Here is a 15508-nt window from a genome sequence, read left to right on the forward strand (position 1 = left end):
CTCCCGCTGGGCTGCGCAGCAGCCCCAAGAAGGCCAGACGCAATCAACCTGCGCACCGCAGTGGCAAACTCGGGGGTGCTTCGCCCCCCAGCGGGAGCAAGCTCCCTCGCCACGGGGTCGGTGTTTGGCTCAGGGTCATTAATCGACACCTATCATCGGTATCAACCGCTCAAACAACGCCTCCCCCTCTTCTTGCGTGCAATCGACCCCGAACCGCTTGCGCCAGCCCAACTGACTCAGAATCACATGCACATCCGCCCTCAAATCATGCTGCTGCAAACACGCCTGGACGCATTGCAGCGGGCAACCGTCCAGCGCGATGATCCGCCGCCCCGAGCGGGCTTTGTTGACCAGTGCCGGCACATGCCCGCCGACCCCGACAATGCAGGACATCTCGGCCAGGCCGGCGCGGTCCAGGCGCAGGGCGACGGTGTTGGCCAGTTGCGCGACGTTGGAGCAACCGGAACAGGAGTACACCAGGGGCAGTGTGCCTGGAGCTTTCATCAGACCGTCGCCAATCCCTTGCCCGCCCGCTCCAGATTGCGCCATAACCACGGCGGCAATACCTCCGGGTCGAGGCTGTCGATCAGGTTCTTCAACGCCAGCCCCAGTTCGGTGTCGCCCTCGATCACCAACCGCCGCCGGAAGAACAACGTATCGGGATCCTCCTGACGACTGGCGAGCAAGAGGAATTCACGCCAGTTGCCGCTGATGGTGACCTGGGCTTCGGCCCGTTCGGCGATGCGCAGTCCATCCTGCGCCAGGGTCAGGTACCAGCACAACTTCAGGTCCGGCACCCGCAGGCACAGCCAGCGCCCACGTAGCACCTCGAAACCGCCATCGCGCAGCGGCTCGGCCAGGCAACGATTGAGCGCCTGTTGCAGCGCCAGGCGCTGCACGACAAACGGCACCTTGCCCACCAGCGGCAGCACCCGGTCAGCGCCTTTGAGCAACCATTTTTTAGGACTCAGCACAGGCCCGCCTCCTCAATTTTCAACATACCGGCATGGCCGTGCCAATAGCCGTTGCAGCCGTCCACAAACAGCGGTGGCGCCTCGCCCTGGCGAACCTTGTCGAAAGCCCTGACCACCTCGGCCATGCCCTGGGCGCGCGGGCTCAGGCGCAGGACGTTGGCGCCACTGGCCATCAGCGCGGGGTAGTCAGCCAGCAGATTGGTCACCTCACCGGACATCGTCTGGATGCCATTGAGGGTAAACAGCTGTTGCCCCTCCTGACTGCTCAACGCCAGGCCATCGGGATAGTTGATGCAACAGAACTGACAGTCGTCCTTGGGCCGGTTTTCGGCCCGGGCGGTAAAGCAGCGCGCCGAATAAGCCAGGGGCAAGTGGCCGTAGGCAAAGATCTCCACCTCGGGCACCTCGCGGTCCATTTCCCGCACCTGCTCCAACACATCGCCGATCAGCGCCGCCGAGCATTCCACCGGCGGCACCCAGCGAATCATGCCACTGTCGAGCAATTGCTTCAGGGCGTGGCCGTTGTACAGGTTCAACGCCGGGCCGCCGACGAAGGGCAGCTTGCGTTCGGCGAGCAACTGCACCGCGCCCATGTCATTGGCTTCCACCAGCAGTTGACCGTTGTCACACAGGCGTCGCAGCGAGGACAGCTCTGAAGCCGCTTCGATCAGCGTCAGGCTCGACAATACGATCTGCGCCTGGCTGCACGTTTGTAGCTCGCGCGCCAAACCCAGCCATTGATCCAGAGAGAATGCCCGGCGCTTGGAACACACGGTTTCCCCCAGGTAGATCACATCCAGCGGCAAGGCCGACATCTCGGCGTAGAAATTCCCCAGTTGCGCTTTGTCCCAGTAAAACAGGACCGGTCCCAGGCTGAGTTTCATCTGGCCTCCCTCATTGCCATGATCGATGGTAAGCGCCCAGTGTGGTCTGGCTGCCTTCCGACAAACCGGCCAATACCTGGCGCCATTCTTCCCGCACCCGGAATCGTTGCGGTGCAGCGCGGTGGGCATCCAGTGCGGCGCGCCAGACCCGGGTCACTTGTTCGACGTAGGCCGGGCTGCGCTGGCGGCCTTCGATTTTCACCGCTTCGACGCCGATGGCCGCCAGCTCCGGCAGCAGGTCCAGGGTGTCGAGGCTGGTGGGTTCTTCCAGGGCATGGAAACGCTTGCCGCCCACCAGGAAGCGGCCCTTGCACAGGGTCGGGTATCCGGCCGGCTCTTCAGGGGTGTAGCGGTCGATCAGGACCTCGCTCAAGCGTGCGCTCAGGCCATCGGCGTCTTCGCTCCAGCGCACCGCCTTGGCCGGCGAGCACACGCCGCACAGGTTCGGTGACTCACCGGTGATGTAGGAGGACAAGTGACAACGGCCCTCGGCCATGATGCACAGGCTGCCGAAACCGAAGACTTCGATCGGCACCGGGCTGGCCGCTGCCACCTGTCGCACCTGGGCCAGGGACAGCACCCGTGGCAGCACGGCGCGGCGGATATCGTAGCGCTCGGCGTAAAAAGCCAGTGCCGCCGCATGGGTCGCCGAACCTTGTACCGAAAGATGCAGGGCCAATTGCGGATGGCGCTGGCTGGCATAGCCGAGCACGCCGGGGTCGGCAGCGATCAGGGCATCGACGCCCAGATCGGCGGCGCGATCCACCGCTCGCTGCCAGCGCTCCCAGCCCTTGGGTTGCGGGTAGGTGTTGACCGCCACGTAGAGTTTGCGTTGATGCTGGCGGATGTGCGCGACGGCCGCGTCGAACTGCTTGTCGTCCATGTTCAGCCCGGCGAAGTGCCGAGCGTTGGTGTCATCGCGAAAACCGACATAGACGGCATCGGCGCCTTGGCGCACCGCCGCTTTGAGGGCAGGCAGATTCCCTGCCGGGCAAACCAGTTGCATGGGGCATCCTCATGAGAAAACTCGGGGCGCCGCCAGTCTAGTCAGCTCGAGGGCGGCGACCTTGACGACAATCAATTGCCGTCAATGCATCAGGCTCGCGAACGGCAAGTACATCACCTTGTCGTGCAGACGCACTTGCGTCTGGCACTCGACCACGGCCAAACCATCGGCCCAGCATGCGGCAGCCAACATGGCCGAACTTTGCTGGGGATGCAGCTCGACACACAGCGAGCCATCGGCGCTCGGGGCCAGTTTCGCCCGCAGGTACTGGCGCCGCCGATTGGGTTTTGGCCAGTCAAACCCGGCCGGCAACTGCAGCGGGACAGGCAACACTTCATCCATGCCTTGAGCCCGAAACAGGAACGGGCGCAGGACAATCAACGCGGTGATCAGCGCCGCCGATGGGTTACCTGGCAGACCGATCCAGGGTTTGCCGGCCACTTCGCCAAAGGCCAGCGGTTTGCCCGGCTGGATTGCCAGGCGCCACAGGTCAACGCTGCCCAGCGCTTCGATGGCTTGTTTGAGATGATCCTCCTCGCCCACCGAAACTCCGCCGGAGGTCAGCAGCAAGTCGCACTCGGCCGCCGCCAGGCTCAAGGCCTGGCGACTGGCGAGCAGCTTGTCGGGCATGGCACCGTAGTCATGTACTTGCATGCCCCAACTGCGCAGCAATGCCGCGAGGCTATGGCGATTGCTGTTATAGATCTGCCCCGGTGCCAACGCTTCGCCAGGTTCGCGCAGTTCATCGCCGCTGCTGAGCAGGCCCACCTGCAAGGGCCGATAGACCTCCACCTCGGCAATCCCGGCACCGGCCAGCAGCCCCAACTCCTGAGCCCGCAAGCGCTTGCCGGCACGAAGCAAAAGGTCTCCTTGGCGCATTTCCTCGCCTTCCTTGCGCACATGGTCCCCGTCATGGACCGGTGGCAACCAGACCCGCTCACCTTCTACCTGACAGCTTTCCTGGGGCACCACGGTATCTGCCCCCGGCGGCAGCGGCGCGCCAGTGAAAATCCGTACGGCCTGCCCGGGCTGCAGCGGTTTATTCGATGCCTGCCCGGCGGCAATGCGCCCAACCAGGGTCAGATAACCGCCGGCGGCTGGCAAATCACAGGCCCGCAGGGCATAACCATCCATGGCGCTGTTGTCCCACGCAGGCAAATTCATGGGGCTGTGAATGTCTGTCGCCAGCACCCGGCCCAGGGCCTGGTCCAGCGCCACCCGTTGCACCGGCGGCGGCAGCGGTGCCTGATCCAACAGGTAGCGGATGGCTTCATCCACCGGCATCAGCGCGCCGCTCTCACAGACGCTGCCACACGCTCCGCTGCTCATGAGCGTGTCCCGCAAGGCTCAACGACAACGCCTGGTTGCGGTTTGAGGTGGGGTGTGAAGTTGCACGGGCCGGTGCGGCTGTCCAGTTGGCCGGCCAGGATCTGGTCCCAACCGGTGCGACACGCCCCCGGCGAACCCGGCAGGCAGCACACCAACACGCCGTTGCTCATGCCCGCCAATGCCCGCGATTGCAGGCTAGACATGCCGATCTCCGCCAGCGACACCTGACGGAACAACTCACCGAAACCGTCCACCTGCTTGTCCAGCAGCGGCAGCACCGCCTGGGGGGTGTTATCGCGAGGGGTGAAACCGGTGCCGCCGGTCATCAGCACGACTTGCACTTGCGGAGCGGCGATCCACTGCGAGACCTGGGCGCGAATCTGATAGATATCATCCTTCACCAGCCCGCGGTCGATCAGCACATGCCCGGCGGTTTGCAGCAGATCGGCGAGGGTCTGGCCGGAAGTGTCGGTCTCGAAGCTACGGGTATCGCTGATGGTCAGCACCGCGATGTTCAGCGGTTGAAAGTGTTGTTGCGTCAGATGGGCCATGGTCAGCCGTCCTTAAAAAAAACATGGCCCAGCCTGAACCGCAATCGGCGCCGGGCCTATTCCTCCATGGAGGTACCTCCCTCGGCGCTCCTTGCACAAACAATGATCCCCCCGTAGGAGCTGCCGAGCGTAGCGAGGCTGCGATCTTTCCCCGGCCACTTGAGTCTCAAGCGAAGGATCAAAAGATCGCAGCCTGCGGCAGCTCCTACAGGGGCGTTCAGTCAGGGTGCCAGGCGGCTACGCTGCCAGGTGCCATCTTGCAGGCGGTAGTCGAGGCGATCGTGCAGACGGTCGGCGCGGCCTTGCCAGAACTCCAGCCGTTCAGGCCTCAGGCAATAGCCGCCCCAGTGTTCGGGACGCGGCACCGGCTGATTGATAAACCGTCGTTCGGTTTGCGCCAGCAACGCCTCGAGGGCGGCCCGATCATCCAGCACACGGCTCTGCGGCGAGGCCCAGGCGCCAAGGCGGCTGGCCAGGGGGCGGGAAGTGAAATAGGCATCCGACAGCCCGGGGTCGAGTTTGTGAACCTGCCCTTCAACCCGCACCTGCCGTTCCAGCCCTGGCCAGAAAAACGTCATGGCCGCCCAGGGATTCGTCGCCAGGTCCTGTCCCTTGTCGCTGGCGTAGTTGCCGAAAAATGTGAAACCGTCCTTGTCGAACCCCTTGAGCAGCAGCACCCGACAATGCGGTCTGCCCTGCTCGTCGACGGTCGCCAGGGCCATGCTGTTGGCTTCCACCGGAGGGCTTTCGGTGTCGCGGGCTTGTTCCATCCATAGCCCGAACAGGACCATCGGGTCGTCCGGGGTCCGGGTTTCATCCAGGCCGTCGAGGGTGTACTGGCGGCGCATTTTGGCCAGGGAAAGGGGCATGAGGGTGATCTCCCGATAGGTTCGGCCCAGTCTGCATCAGGCCACCGAGGGCAACCTTGATCACCATCAATAGGGCACCGCCCTGTAGGAGCTGCCGAAGGCTGCGATCCTGTCCCAGGCAAGGGAGTCTCGAGCTAAGAGCAGGTCAAAAGATCGCAGCCTTCGGCAGCTCCTACAGTCAGTGCGTGACTCAGTAGCAGAGTGACCAACGATTCATTTAAGCCCCAACCGCCGCGCCAGCTTATGCAGGTTGCTCGGGTCGACCTCCAGCAACCGTGCCGCCCCCGCCCAGTTCTGCCCGCAACGTTCCAGGGCTTTGAGAATCGCCTGGCGCTGACACGTGTCGACAGCTTCGTTCAAAGGCTGGAACGGTACATCGGCGACCTCTGGAGACTGTTCAAGCGTCGCGTGGGCCGTGGATCCGCTGGCATTGACATCCAGATCCAGCACCTGCGGTTCCAGGGTCATGATCAGGCTGCGACTGGCCCCGCGGCTGAGTTGTTTCAACGCCGCGCGACTGATCACGTGTTCCAGCTCCCGCACATTGCCCGGCCAGGTATACGCCAGCAACGCCTGTTCAGCGGCCGGCGACAGGCGCAAGCCGCGCAAGCCCAGGCGCGTGCGGTTCAGCTCCAGGAAATGCCCGGCGAGCATCAGCACATCGTGACCGCGTTCGCGCAGTGGCGGGATCGGCACCGGGTAGACCGAGAGCCGGTGATACAGGTCGGCGCGAAACAGCCCGTCGCGAATGCTGTCGGGCAGGTGGCGGTTGGTGGCGGCGATGATCCGCACATCGACATGCAGCGGCTTGTCAGCACCCAGGCGCTGGATCTCACCGTTTTGCAGAGTGCGCAGCAGCTTGGCCTGCACACTTAACGGCAACTCGCCCACCTCGTCGAGAAACAGCGTACCGCCATTGGCCGCGTCAAAGCGCCCGGCGCGGTCGGTCGTCGCCCCGGAAAATGCCCCTTTGACGTGGCCGAACAGTTCACTTTCGGCCAGGGATTCGGGCAATGCCGCGCAATTGACCTGCACCAGCGGCTTGTGGCTGCGCCGGGACAGGCGATGCAAACGACGGGCAAACAACTCCTTGCCGACACCGGTTTCTCCCAGCAACAGCACCGGCAATTCGGAGTCGGCCAATACGTCCAGCTCGTTGAGCAGTTGATCCAGCACCTCGCTGCGCCCAAGGATCTCGCCCTCTTCGGCCGGCAGCCGGACATCCGGCAGATCACTGCGCGAGGCCCGCAGGCTGCGGTTTTCCTGTTCGAGTCGGGTCACCCGCACCGCCGCTTCGATCTGCAAGTTGCAGCGTTTGAGTTCCTCCCGTGCGCGGCTGTCGAAGGTGCCGGCGTGCAAGGCATCCAGGGTGATCGCGCCCCACAGGCGGCCTTCCACATACAGGCTCACGCCCATGCAGTCGTGCACCGGCAGCGGCTCGCCGACATGGTTGTCGAGCAAGCCGTCATAAGGGTCCGGCAAACGGCTGTCGGGCTCAAACCAGGTGGGTTCGCGCGAAGCCATGATCGCCGCCAGACGTGGGTGTTGGGCAATCACGAACCGACGGCCCAGCGCCTCATGCACCAGGCCTACGGTGGCGACGGGCCTGAGGCTGTCATCGTCCAGGCGCAACAAGCCTACGGCGCCACTGTTGAAGTATTCGCGCAGGGTCTGTACCAGGCGTTGCAATCGTACGGCATTGGGCAACTCGACGATCAGGTCGGCGGCCAGGCTTTCACGCAGCATGGTAGTGATTACCCTCCAGGGTTCGTTTGACCCCTTGCAGCCAGGGTGAAAATCACCCTGGTAAATATTTATTCGTTAATTTTCAGTCATTTAAATCTGGCACGTCGGCTGCAAAGTTCGCTCATCTGTCCCTGCCGGGATTCAACCCAAGGAAACATGATGAGCCTCGATCTGCTGGAACAAAGCCTCGGCCAATTGGCCTGCGACATTCCCGGTGCCACCCGTACCTTCCATCACTACAACCTCGACTTCTGTTGTGGCGGGCAAAAATCCTTGCGCGAAGCAGCGCTGGGCAAGGGCCTGAACCCACTGCTGATCGCCGACGCCCTGCGCACCTTGCAAGCCGCCGGGGAGCTGGGTCATGACTGGCGCGACGAACCCCAAGCGTTGTTGATCGCCCACATTCTGGAACGCTACCACGCCCGCCACCGCGAACAGCTGCCGGAATTGATCCGTCTGGCCCGCCGCGTCGAGATGGTCCATGGCGCCCGCGCCAGTTGCCCCGTCGGCCTGGCCGATCACTTGCAGGACATGTATCAGGAGCTCGAAGGCCACATGCTCAAAGAAGAGCAGGTGCTGTTCCCGATGCTGCAACAGGGCCTGGGTGAACGGGCCTTGGCGCCGATCCAGGTGCTGCGCTACGAACACGACCAGCACGGTGAAGCGTTGGAAACCATGCTCGCCCTGACCGACCAGATCACCCCTCCTTCCGACGCCTGCAACACCTGGCGCGCCCTGTATCGCGGGCTGGTGGAGTTACGTGACGACCTGATGCAGCACATCCATCTGGAGAACAACGTGTTGTTCGTCAATGCGATGAAGACAACTGCTCGCTGAGCCTTAAACATCGCACTTCTCACTGTGGGAGCGAGCCTGCTCGCGAAGCGTCGGATCAGTCGGTATTGAGTTGTCTGACCCACCGCAATCGCGAGCAGGCTCGCTCCCACAAAGGCCTTTGGAGCCCACCCTTTTTTGCACACCCTCGGTTCGGTGTTGTTCTCTCCTGCTTCAAAACTGCCAATAGAACATCGCCTTGGCCAACACCACGATCAGCAACATGTGCCCCAGGATACTGCGACGCAGCCAGCAGGCCCGGGTCGGGGTGAGCTGGCCGCTCTTGAGCCAGTACGCCAGCCACAGATAGTGCCCGATGATGCTCAGCGCCAGCAGGATTTTCAGGCTCAGCAGCAGGCCAAAGCTGTTGCTCAGCGGTTGGCTCAAGGCGCCACGATGCTGCCAGGCCAGCGCGATGCCGGCGCTGTAAAGCACCAGCACCACACCGTGCAACACCTGCCGCGAACGCTTGGCGATCGCCGGGTCGGCGGCGTCTTTGACGACTTGGGCCAAAGGCCTGCGGGCGGCATGCCAGATAAAAACCTCGAAAAACAACGTGCCGATAAAAGCGATAGCCGCCAATAGATGAGTGACTAGCAAAACCCCATACATCATCGTTCCCCTCGGCTCATCCCGGATGCCCATCCACGCGGGCCTGCAACAGCATCGGGCCATAACGCCAGGCGTAGAGTCCGAATGCCAGGGTCCAGCACAGCCCCGCCAGCCACAGTGCAGCCAACGGGAACAGCAGCACCAGCAGCACTCGGCTCAGGCACGCCAGGTTCAGCAGGACGAAAGCCAGGGTCATGCCCGCCGGCGGTTCCAGCGCTCGCCCGGTATGCCCCAGGCTGACGCGGGCGATCATCGCCAGGATCAACCCGGCCATGGCGCCGATGGACAAGCTGTGCACCGCCAGGCTCGGGTTCAGCGCGACGCCGAAATGCCACAGCGCCATGCCCAGGCAAGCCAGCGCCAGCCAGGCGTAGGCCAGGTGCAGCGACCACAGCAGCGGCACCCGCCACAAGTCCCGATCGTGCCAACGCACCAGTCGCACCCCGTGCCCCACCGCCAGCGCGGCGAACAGCAGGCCGACCCAGAGGCTGGCCGACAGTGCCGGGCCGAAGGCATACAGCAGCGCCACCAACGCCGACCCTGCCAGTAACAGGCGATCGAGCCACGGCCAGGGGGCAACGCCCTCGACCCGGCCGAGACCGCGCTGAGTAAAGAAAGGAATCACCCGCCCGCCGATCAGCCCCATCATTGCCGCCACCAGCCACAGGCCAGTGAGCACGCTTTGGCGCTGCAAGCCCTCGTCATGTTGCACCAGACCGTACACGGATAACGCATCAGCGGCGGCCAACAGCAGCAAGACCAACACAATCGGGTAATTGCGCTTCTGCCGCACGCGCCACAACGTAATGCCCATCAACGCCGCAACCGCCAGGGCGAAACCCAGCTCCAGCACCGTCAGCAATGGCCACGGCGCATCCACCAGCCAGGCCAGTCGCGCGCCCAGCCATAACAACGCCAGCGCCGCCAGACGTTTGCCGCTGAGCCCCGGAGTACCTGTCCAGGTCTGCACGGCCGTCAACAAGAACCCGGCGATGATCGCCAGGCCGAAGCCGAACAACAGCTCATGACGGTGCCAGGCCAACCAGCCGCCGGCCGGTTGCCAGGCCGACAGCCTTCCCGTGAACGCCGCCAGCCACAACGGTATGGCCAACAACGCAAGCACACACCCGGCCAGGAAAAACGGCCGAAACGCCAGCCGCCACAACGGCAGGATGGCCATGGCCTTGCGACGGTCAAGCACTTGCATACACCACTCCTTTACCTCACCGCATGACGGACCTGGCGATAAGGGGTCAACAATCAGGGGTCGAATGATCAGCTATCGGCACGGACGGGCCTTGTCTCAGATCAAGCCAGCCTGCCTCACCCAGGTACTTGCAAGGGGCTTGCCGAAACCGGTCGAGGGTGTAACGCCCCACTCAATAAACCGTCTGCTTATCCCTTGAAGGGGCGAGCCTGCTGGCGATGAGGCCGGTCAGCTCGATATCTCCGCTGACTGTCAAGCCGCCATCGCGAGCAGGCTCGCTCCCACAAACAGCCATCAGCCGGGTAAATATGACCCTGCCATGGTGATTATCACCCTAGCAGACCAGGGTCATTTATACCCACTCAACAGTAAGGCCTCACAAATCAACGGTTGCGGGCCTGGCCCGGCTCTTGCTCAGGCAGGGCACAGACTTTTTTTGCCGGGGTTATCCATGAAATACGTCGCGCTGCCGCTTGCCTGGTTCATCTTGCTCTCTTGCGTCGTGGGGCTGGCCAGCGGCCTGTCCCTGAGCCTCGTCTGAATCCGATTCATCTTCCTGCCCTACAAGGACTCATGCCATGGTGCTCCACCGTGTTCATCACCAGATTCTGCGCAGTCATCACCTGTTCGAGCCGTTGAACGAAGAACAACTCGACGAACTGATGAGTACCAGCCAACTGCTGAATGTCGACAGGGGCGAACCGCTGTTCCGCCAGGGCGAACCGGCGCAGGCGTTTTACTTCGTGATCTCTGGCGCGGTGAAAATCTACCGACTGACGCCAGACGGCCAGGAAAAAGTCTTCGAGGTGATCGGCGAGCGCCAAACCTTCGCAGAAGCCATGATGCTGATGGACACCCCGAACTACGTCGCTTGCGCAGAGGCCGTTGGGCCCACCCAGCTGTATCGCCTGTCCAATGCCACGTACATGCGTCTTTTGCAAAGCAACAGCCGGTTGACCTTCGCCCTGCTCGGCAAGCTCTGTGTGCGCCTGCACCAACGGGTCAACGAGATTGAAACCCTGTCGCTGAAGAACGCCACCCACCGCGTGGTGCGCTACCTGCTGACGCAACTGGTGCGCCTGCAAACCGTGGACAGCCAGTTCGAGCTGCCAATGGCCAAGCAACTGATCGCCGGGCACCTGTCGATCCAGCCGGAAACGTTTTCGCGGATCATCCGCCGGCTGATCGATGAAAAGATCATCACCCAGGACGGTCGCCAGATCGCCATTCTCGACCGCCTGCGCCTGGAACATTTCGAATGAGCGCGCAACCCACGTGCCTGTATTGCCAACACGCCAACCCGACGAATGAAACCGAATGTCGCCAGTGCGGCATGCCCCTGCCGGCCGAGGCTGCACGGGCCGGCGAGCGCCGCCTGCGGCGCTTCACCTGGTTCTGTGTCGGCCTGACGGTGTTCTGCGTCGTCATGTTTTTCTGGTTACCTCGCAGCATCGCTTGAACCCTCAATCCTGAGTCAGTTGCCGGTACAACTGTGGCAAACGCAGCGGCAGCTGTTCCGGTTGACGGATCAAGGTGTAGCCATTGGCGCCGAACATGTACGGCAGGTAATCCCCGGCTTCACGATCGATGGTGATGCAAAACGGCGTCAGCCCCTGGCGCCGGGCCTCCAGCACCGCCTGGCGGGTGTCCTCCACGCCATAGCGCCCTTCATAGAGATCCAGGTCGTTGGGCTTGCCATCGCTCACCAGCAACAACAACTTGCGTCGCCGCTTGCAACCTTCCAGCCGCTGGGTCGCCTGGCGAATGGCGGCGCCCATGCGCGTGTAATAACCGGGCCTGAGGCCCTGGATCCGACCTCGGGTGTGGTCGTCATAACCTTGGTTGAACGCCTTGATCTCGTGCATCCGCACTTGTTGGCGGCGCAGTGAAGAGAATCCGTACAGGGCAAAATCGTCCCCCAGCACTGACAGGGTTTCACCGAACAGCAGCAGGCTGTCGCGGATCACGTCGATCACCCGGTGCTCGTCGTTGAGATGAGCATCGGTGGACATCGACAGATCGGCCAACAGCAGGCAAGCCAGGTCGCGGCGGGTCTGGCGCTGTTCCATGAACAGGCCGCGTTCGCTGCACTGGCCGTGCTGGCGCTCGACGTGAAAGTCCAGCCAGGCTTGCAGGTCCAGCTCCGAGCCCTGGGTTTGCTGACGCAGCCATTGGCGATCGTTGCGCAGATGCTCGAACTGGCGGCGCAAACGCTGGGCCGAAGCGCGCAGGCGGGCCGGCAGCGGCTGGGGTTCGCAGTCTCGGGGAATGAAGGTCTGCACGCTGACGAAATCGTCCTGCAGGCGTTGCTTACGGTAGTCCCATTCCGGCAACAGGATGCCCGCTCCCAGGGGAATGTCATCCACATCGGCTGGTGGCAGGTCCAGGTGCAACTTCAAACCGCCGCCCTTGCGCAAGCGGGTGCGCGACAGGGTCAATTGGTCCAGGTCCTCGGCGACTCGCGCCGCGTCCGGGTCTTCGCTGTCGTCCGCCCAGCGATCCAGGTCCACGTGTTCGGTCCAACTGAACAGGTTCTCCAGGCGCACGATCAGCAACCCACCGTCACGGGTGGTGTCATCGATTCGCTCGGCGCGCTTGCGACCGCCTTGCTGCTCACCCGGCGGCGTCGCCAGGTATTGCTCGGACTCTTCGAGGTTGGCCGCCTGGGGATTGCCCAGATGCTGGGGCGGATACAGCCACAGCGGCAGTGGCCAGGCGGCCCGCTCACTGCGCGGAAACTGCTCGACGCTGCCCGGCTCGCGCAAGGCTTGGCACAGTGCTCGCTCCAGGGCCGCTTCGGCCGGGGGCAACGATTGCGGATCGGGGCGCAAGGACAGATGCGCCTCCACCAGCCGCCGATATCGGTTGCGCAGCGCCGGGTAACGCCCCAGCAGCGCTTGCGTCCAGCGCTGGTTGTCCCGCCCCCAATGCGTCATCGGCCCCGCTTGCGCGGCCAGCAACGCCAGCCAGCGGTACAGTTCTTCGTTCAATTTGGCATCGGGAAACGCCGCCAGGCTCGCCGGCAAACGCAGGTTGTCGCCATCGCAGCAGGCCAGCGGCACTTGCTTACAGGTGCCGGCGATCTGCTGCAACAGGTTGCGCCGCAGCAGCAGGTCGCGGTCGCTGACGGCCTCCACACCCAGGTGAGAAGCACCACCGGTGGCGCGCAACAGCACATGCAGAGCGCGTTGCCGAGGGATCAACTCCACCCGTGCTTCGGGAAAATCCACACTGGCTCGTCGGGTGATGAAACGGTGCCAGACGCTGCCGACCCATTCTTCCAGTTCTAGGGTGAATGCCATGGTTATTCTCCTATCGACCCGTTGCGGTGAGGGAGCTGGTTCGCACTGCGCTTTGTGGCGAGGGAGCTTGCTCCCGCTTGGGTGCGCAGCGCCCATCAAAAGGGGTCTGCTACGCAGCCCAGCGGGAGCAAGCTCCCTCGCCACCAAAGCTGCCTCGACACGGCTTCAGTGGTGGCCCGTCAAGAAGGCACCACTGCTGCCGGGGCGCGCAAAGCGGCACGGCCACGTTGGCGGAAGCTGAACAGGTAGCAGAGCAAACCAGCCAGGAACCCGACGCCGCTGACCAGACGCGCCCAGAACAGCGGCTTCAAATGGTCCATCGTCGCCATGAACGGCAAGGCGCTGCCGTCCGCCATCCAGCGTTGCAGCCACACCTGGACGACACCGGCGGCGGTGAGGAACAAGGTGATCATCACCATCGACAGGGTCATCAGCCAGAAGCCCCAGATCTCCAGGCGCTGCGAGCGCTCATCCGCCGCTTCACCCAACCCGCGCAGACGCGGCATGGCGTAACTGATCAGGGTCATGACGATCATCGCGTAGGCCCCGTAGAAGGCCAGGTGACCGTGGGCTGCGGTCAGTTGCGAGCCGTGGGTGTAGAAGTTCACCGGTGCCAGGGTGTGCAGAAACCCCCAGACGCCGGCACCGAAGAACGCGGTCACCGTGGTGCCCTTGGCCCACAACGTCGCGGCGCGGTTGGGGTGTTGCCGACGACGGTTTTTCACCATGCTGAAGGCGAAGATCACCATCGCCAGGAACGGCAGCGGTTCCAGCGCGGAGAAGATCGAGCCGACCCACAACCAGACCTCGGGTGCGCCGATCCAGAAGAAGTGGTGACCGGTGCCGATGATCCCGGTAATCAGGGCCATGGCGATGATCACGTAGAGCCACTTCTCGACCACTTCCCGGTCCACACCGGTGACCTTGATCAGCACGAAGGCGAGCATCGAACCCATGATCAGTTCCCAGACGCCTTCAACCCAAAGATGCACCACCCACCACCAGTAGAACTTGTCGCGGACGAGGTTTTCCGGGTTGTAGAAGGAGAACAGGAAGAACACCGCCAGGCCGATCAGGCCGGTCATCATCACCATGCTGACGGTGGTCTTGCGGCCCTTGAGCAGGGTCATGCCGATGTTGTAGAGGAAACCCAGGCAGACCACCACGATGCCCATCTTGGTGATCGTCGGTTGCTCCAGGAACTCACGGCCCATGGTCGGCAGCAAATCGTTGCCGGTGACTTTGGCCAGCGTGGCATAAGGCACTGAGAGGTAGCCCAGGATCGTCAGTACCCCGGCGGCGGCGAACACCCAGAACAGCACGATCGCCAGCTTCGGACTGTGCAGCTCCCGATCGGCTTCCTCGGGTATCAGGTAGTACGCCGCGCCCATGAAGCCAAACAGCAGCCAGACGATCAGCAGGTTGGTGTGGACCATACGGGCCACGTTGAAGGGAATCAGCGGGAACAGGAAGTCACCGACCACGTATTGCAGTCCCATGATCAAACCGAACAGCACCTGCCCCAGGAACAACATCAGGGCGAACACGAAGTAGGGTTTGGCAACGGCTTGCGAGGCGAATTTCAGATGCGGATTAGCCATGCTCATCTCTCAGCCCTCCTTGTTTGGCGGCCAGCCATTGGTATTGATTTTCGCGCTCCACTTGAGGAACTCGGCGATGTCGTTGACTTCCTGTTCGCTGAGGTTGAATTGCGGCATGGCCCGGCGTCCGGGCACGCCCAAAGGCTGCATCTTCATCCAGGCTTGCAGGAACGGCGTGAAGGCTTCATCGCCGCCGCGCCGGTTGACCACATTGCCCAGCTCCGGCGCGAAATACGCGCCCTCGCCCAGCAGGGTGTGGCAGCCGATGCAGTTGTTGCGCTCCCAGACGCCCTTGCCGCGAATCACCGATTCGGTCAATTGCGTATCGTTGCTGCGTTCCGGAAACGTTTGTTCCGAGTGGTAGGTCAGGGCCAGGAAGATCAGGAAAAAGAACACGCTTCCCCCGAAATAAATATTCCTGGCCATGCCTTTGGTGAAGGTATCTGACATGGTCACTTCCTCATTGCTTGGCGTGTCCATTCTAGGAAGTGAGGGTCTGAAACCCGCTTGATGGCGATCAAGAATCTCCGATGGTTTTAGTGGGTTGTTCCAGCAGCACCGATTCCCCGTGGCGAGGGAGCTTGCTCCCGCTG

At 62.9% G+C, this 15508-nt stretch carries 16 protein-coding genes; 3 read left to right on the forward strand and 13 right to left on the reverse strand.

Annotation, left to right across the window (positions count from 1 at the left end):
- Positions 1-138 precede the first annotated feature (138 nt).
- The 8 genes from HU811_RS16240 to norR form a co-directional block, all read right to left on the reverse strand.
- Positions 139-504, reverse strand: coding sequence for a putative zinc-binding protein (locus HU811_RS16240; protein ID WP_186656928.1), 366 nt, complete (start codon positions 502-504; stop codon positions 139-141).
- Positions 504-974, reverse strand: a complete 471-nt coding sequence (ubiT, locus tag HU811_RS16245) for a ubiquinone anaerobic biosynthesis accessory factor UbiT (RefSeq protein WP_092453698.1) — start codon at positions 972-974, stop codon at positions 504-506. Before ubiT ends, HU811_RS16240 begins: the two co-directional genes overlap by 1 nt.
- Positions 968-1858 carry a U32 family peptidase gene (locus HU811_RS16250; RefSeq protein ID WP_186656930.1) on the reverse strand — a complete coding sequence of 297 codons (891 nt, stop codon included), beginning with the start codon at positions 1856-1858 and terminating at the stop codon, positions 968-970. Before HU811_RS16250 ends, ubiT begins: the two co-directional genes overlap by 7 nt.
- 10 nt (positions 1859-1868) lie before the next feature.
- On the reverse strand, positions 1869-2864 hold the full coding sequence (gene ubiU / locus HU811_RS16255) for a ubiquinone anaerobic biosynthesis protein UbiU (RefSeq protein WP_186656932.1): 996 nt from the start codon (positions 2862-2864) through the stop codon (positions 1869-1871).
- A gap of 81 nt (positions 2865-2945) precedes the next feature.
- Complete coding sequence (locus tag HU811_RS16260) at positions 2946-4193, reverse strand: molybdopterin molybdotransferase MoeA (RefSeq protein WP_186656934.1); 1248 nt, start codon at positions 4191-4193, stop codon at positions 2946-2948.
- Positions 4190-4744: a molybdenum cofactor biosynthesis protein B gene (moaB, locus tag HU811_RS16265; RefSeq protein ID WP_092453702.1), complete on the reverse strand. Its 555-nt coding sequence runs from the start codon at positions 4742-4744 to the stop codon at positions 4190-4192. Before moaB ends, HU811_RS16260 begins: the two co-directional genes overlap by 4 nt.
- Positions 4745-4965: 221 nt before the next feature.
- A complete protein-coding gene (gene pdxH, locus HU811_RS16270; protein WP_186656936.1) occupies positions 4966-5613 on the reverse strand; it encodes a pyridoxamine 5'-phosphate oxidase in 648 nt (215 codons plus the stop codon).
- A 213-nt stretch (positions 5614-5826) separates the two neighbouring features.
- The gene (norR, locus tag HU811_RS16275) at positions 5827-7359 is read right to left on the reverse strand and encodes a nitric oxide reductase transcriptional regulator NorR (protein WP_186656938.1); all 1533 of its coding nucleotides are present in this window, start codon (positions 7357-7359) and stop codon (positions 5827-5829) included.
- A gap of 159 nt (positions 7360-7518) precedes the next feature.
- On the opposite strand from norR, the gene ytfE reads away from it, so the two are divergent.
- Positions 7519-8196, forward strand: a complete 678-nt coding sequence (ytfE, locus tag HU811_RS16280) for an iron-sulfur cluster repair protein YtfE (RefSeq protein ID WP_186656940.1) — start codon at positions 7519-7521, stop codon at positions 8194-8196.
- A 171-nt stretch (positions 8197-8367) separates the two neighbouring features.
- Here the strand turns inward: ytfE and HU811_RS16285 are convergent, their stop codons facing one another.
- Both HU811_RS16285 and HU811_RS16290 read right to left on the reverse strand, forming a co-directional pair.
- Complete coding sequence (locus tag HU811_RS16285; protein WP_225248443.1) at positions 8368-8805, reverse strand: hypothetical protein; 438 nt, start codon at positions 8803-8805, stop codon at positions 8368-8370.
- A gap of 16 nt (positions 8806-8821) precedes the next feature.
- Entirely contained in the window at positions 8822-10012 is a 1191-nt protein-coding gene (locus HU811_RS16290; RefSeq protein ID WP_186656943.1) for an NnrS family protein, read from the reverse strand.
- Between the two features lie 578 nt (positions 10013-10590).
- Here HU811_RS16290 and HU811_RS16295 point away from each other — a divergent pair.
- Both HU811_RS16295 and HU811_RS16300 read left to right on the forward strand, forming a co-directional pair.
- Complete coding sequence (locus HU811_RS16295) at positions 10591-11274, forward strand: Crp/Fnr family transcriptional regulator (RefSeq protein ID WP_047225841.1); 684 nt, start codon at positions 10591-10593, stop codon at positions 11272-11274.
- Positions 11271-11471 carry a protein DnrP gene (locus HU811_RS16300; RefSeq protein ID WP_092398444.1) on the forward strand — a complete coding sequence of 67 codons (201 nt, stop codon included), beginning with the start codon at positions 11271-11273 and terminating at the stop codon, positions 11469-11471. The genes HU811_RS16295 and HU811_RS16300 overlap by 4 nt, the downstream gene beginning before the upstream one ends.
- A gap of 4 nt (positions 11472-11475) precedes the next feature.
- Here HU811_RS16300 and HU811_RS16305 read toward each other — a convergent pair whose 3' ends face one another.
- The 3 genes from HU811_RS16305 to HU811_RS16315 form a co-directional block, all read right to left on the reverse strand.
- A complete protein-coding gene (locus HU811_RS16305) occupies positions 11476-13314 on the reverse strand; it encodes a nitric oxide reductase activation protein NorD (RefSeq protein WP_186656944.1) in 1839 nt (612 codons plus the stop codon).
- A gap of 179 nt (positions 13315-13493) precedes the next feature.
- Entirely contained in the window at positions 13494-14921 is a 1428-nt protein-coding gene (locus HU811_RS16310; RefSeq protein WP_186656946.1) for a cbb3-type cytochrome c oxidase subunit I, read from the reverse strand.
- Positions 14922-14924: 3 nt separating this feature from the next.
- Positions 14925-15365, reverse strand: coding sequence for a c-type cytochrome (locus tag HU811_RS16315; RefSeq protein ID WP_092398450.1), 441 nt, complete (start codon positions 15363-15365; stop codon positions 14925-14927).
- Between the last annotated feature and the right edge of the window lie 143 nt (positions 15366-15508).

It is taken from the genome of Pseudomonas tehranensis (assembly GCF_014268615.1).
Lineage (GTDB): Bacteria > Pseudomonadota > Gammaproteobacteria > Pseudomonadales > Pseudomonadaceae > Aquipseudomonas > Aquipseudomonas tehranensis.

Bases quoted from the DNA above. Each gene is read 5' to 3' on its own strand.
- norR (WP_186656938.1), bottom strand. From the start codon at position 7,359: ATGCTGCGTGAAAGCCTGGCCGCCGACCTGATCGTCGAGTTGCCCAAT.
- ubiU (WP_186656932.1), bottom strand. From the start codon at position 2,864: ATGCAACTGGTTTGCCCGGCAGGGAATCTGCCTGCCCTCAAAGCGGCG.
- HU811_RS16295 (WP_047225841.1), top strand. From the start codon at position 10,591: ATGGTGCTCCACCGTGTTCATCACCAGATTCTGCGCAGTCATCACCTG.
- HU811_RS16260 (WP_186656934.1), bottom strand. From the start codon at position 4,193: ATGAGCAGCGGAGCGTGTGGCAGCGTCTGTGAGAGCGGCGCGCTGATG.
- ytfE (WP_186656940.1), top strand. From the start codon at position 7,519: ATGAGCCTCGATCTGCTGGAACAAAGCCTCGGCCAATTGGCCTGCGAC.
- HU811_RS16240 (WP_186656928.1), bottom strand. From the start codon at position 504: ATGAAAGCTCCAGGCACACTGCCCCTGGTGTACTCCTGTTCCGGTTGC.
- HU811_RS16300 (WP_092398444.1), top strand. From the start codon at position 11,271: ATGAGCGCGCAACCCACGTGCCTGTATTGCCAACACGCCAACCCGACG.
- HU811_RS16315 (WP_092398450.1), bottom strand. From the start codon at position 15,365: ATGTCAGATACCTTCACCAAAGGCATGGCCAGGAATATTTATTTCGGG.
- moaB (WP_092453702.1), bottom strand. From the start codon at position 4,744: ATGGCCCATCTGACGCAACAACACTTTCAACCGCTGAACATCGCGGTG.
- HU811_RS16250 (WP_186656930.1), bottom strand. From the start codon at position 1,858: ATGAAACTCAGCCTGGGACCGGTCCTGTTTTACTGGGACAAAGCGCAA.
- HU811_RS16305 (WP_186656944.1), bottom strand. From the start codon at position 13,314: ATGGCATTCACCCTAGAACTGGAAGAATGGGTCGGCAGCGTCTGGCAC.
- pdxH (WP_186656936.1), bottom strand. From the start codon at position 5,613: ATGCCCCTTTCCCTGGCCAAAATGCGCCGCCAGTACACCCTCGACGGC.
- HU811_RS16290 (WP_186656943.1), bottom strand. From the start codon at position 10,012: ATGCAAGTGCTTGACCGTCGCAAGGCCATGGCCATCCTGCCGTTGTGG.
- HU811_RS16285 (WP_225248443.1), bottom strand. From the start codon at position 8,805: ATGTATGGGGTTTTGCTAGTCACTCATCTATTGGCGGCTATCGCTTTT.
- HU811_RS16310 (WP_186656946.1), bottom strand. From the start codon at position 14,921: ATGAGCATGGCTAATCCGCATCTGAAATTCGCCTCGCAAGCCGTTGCC.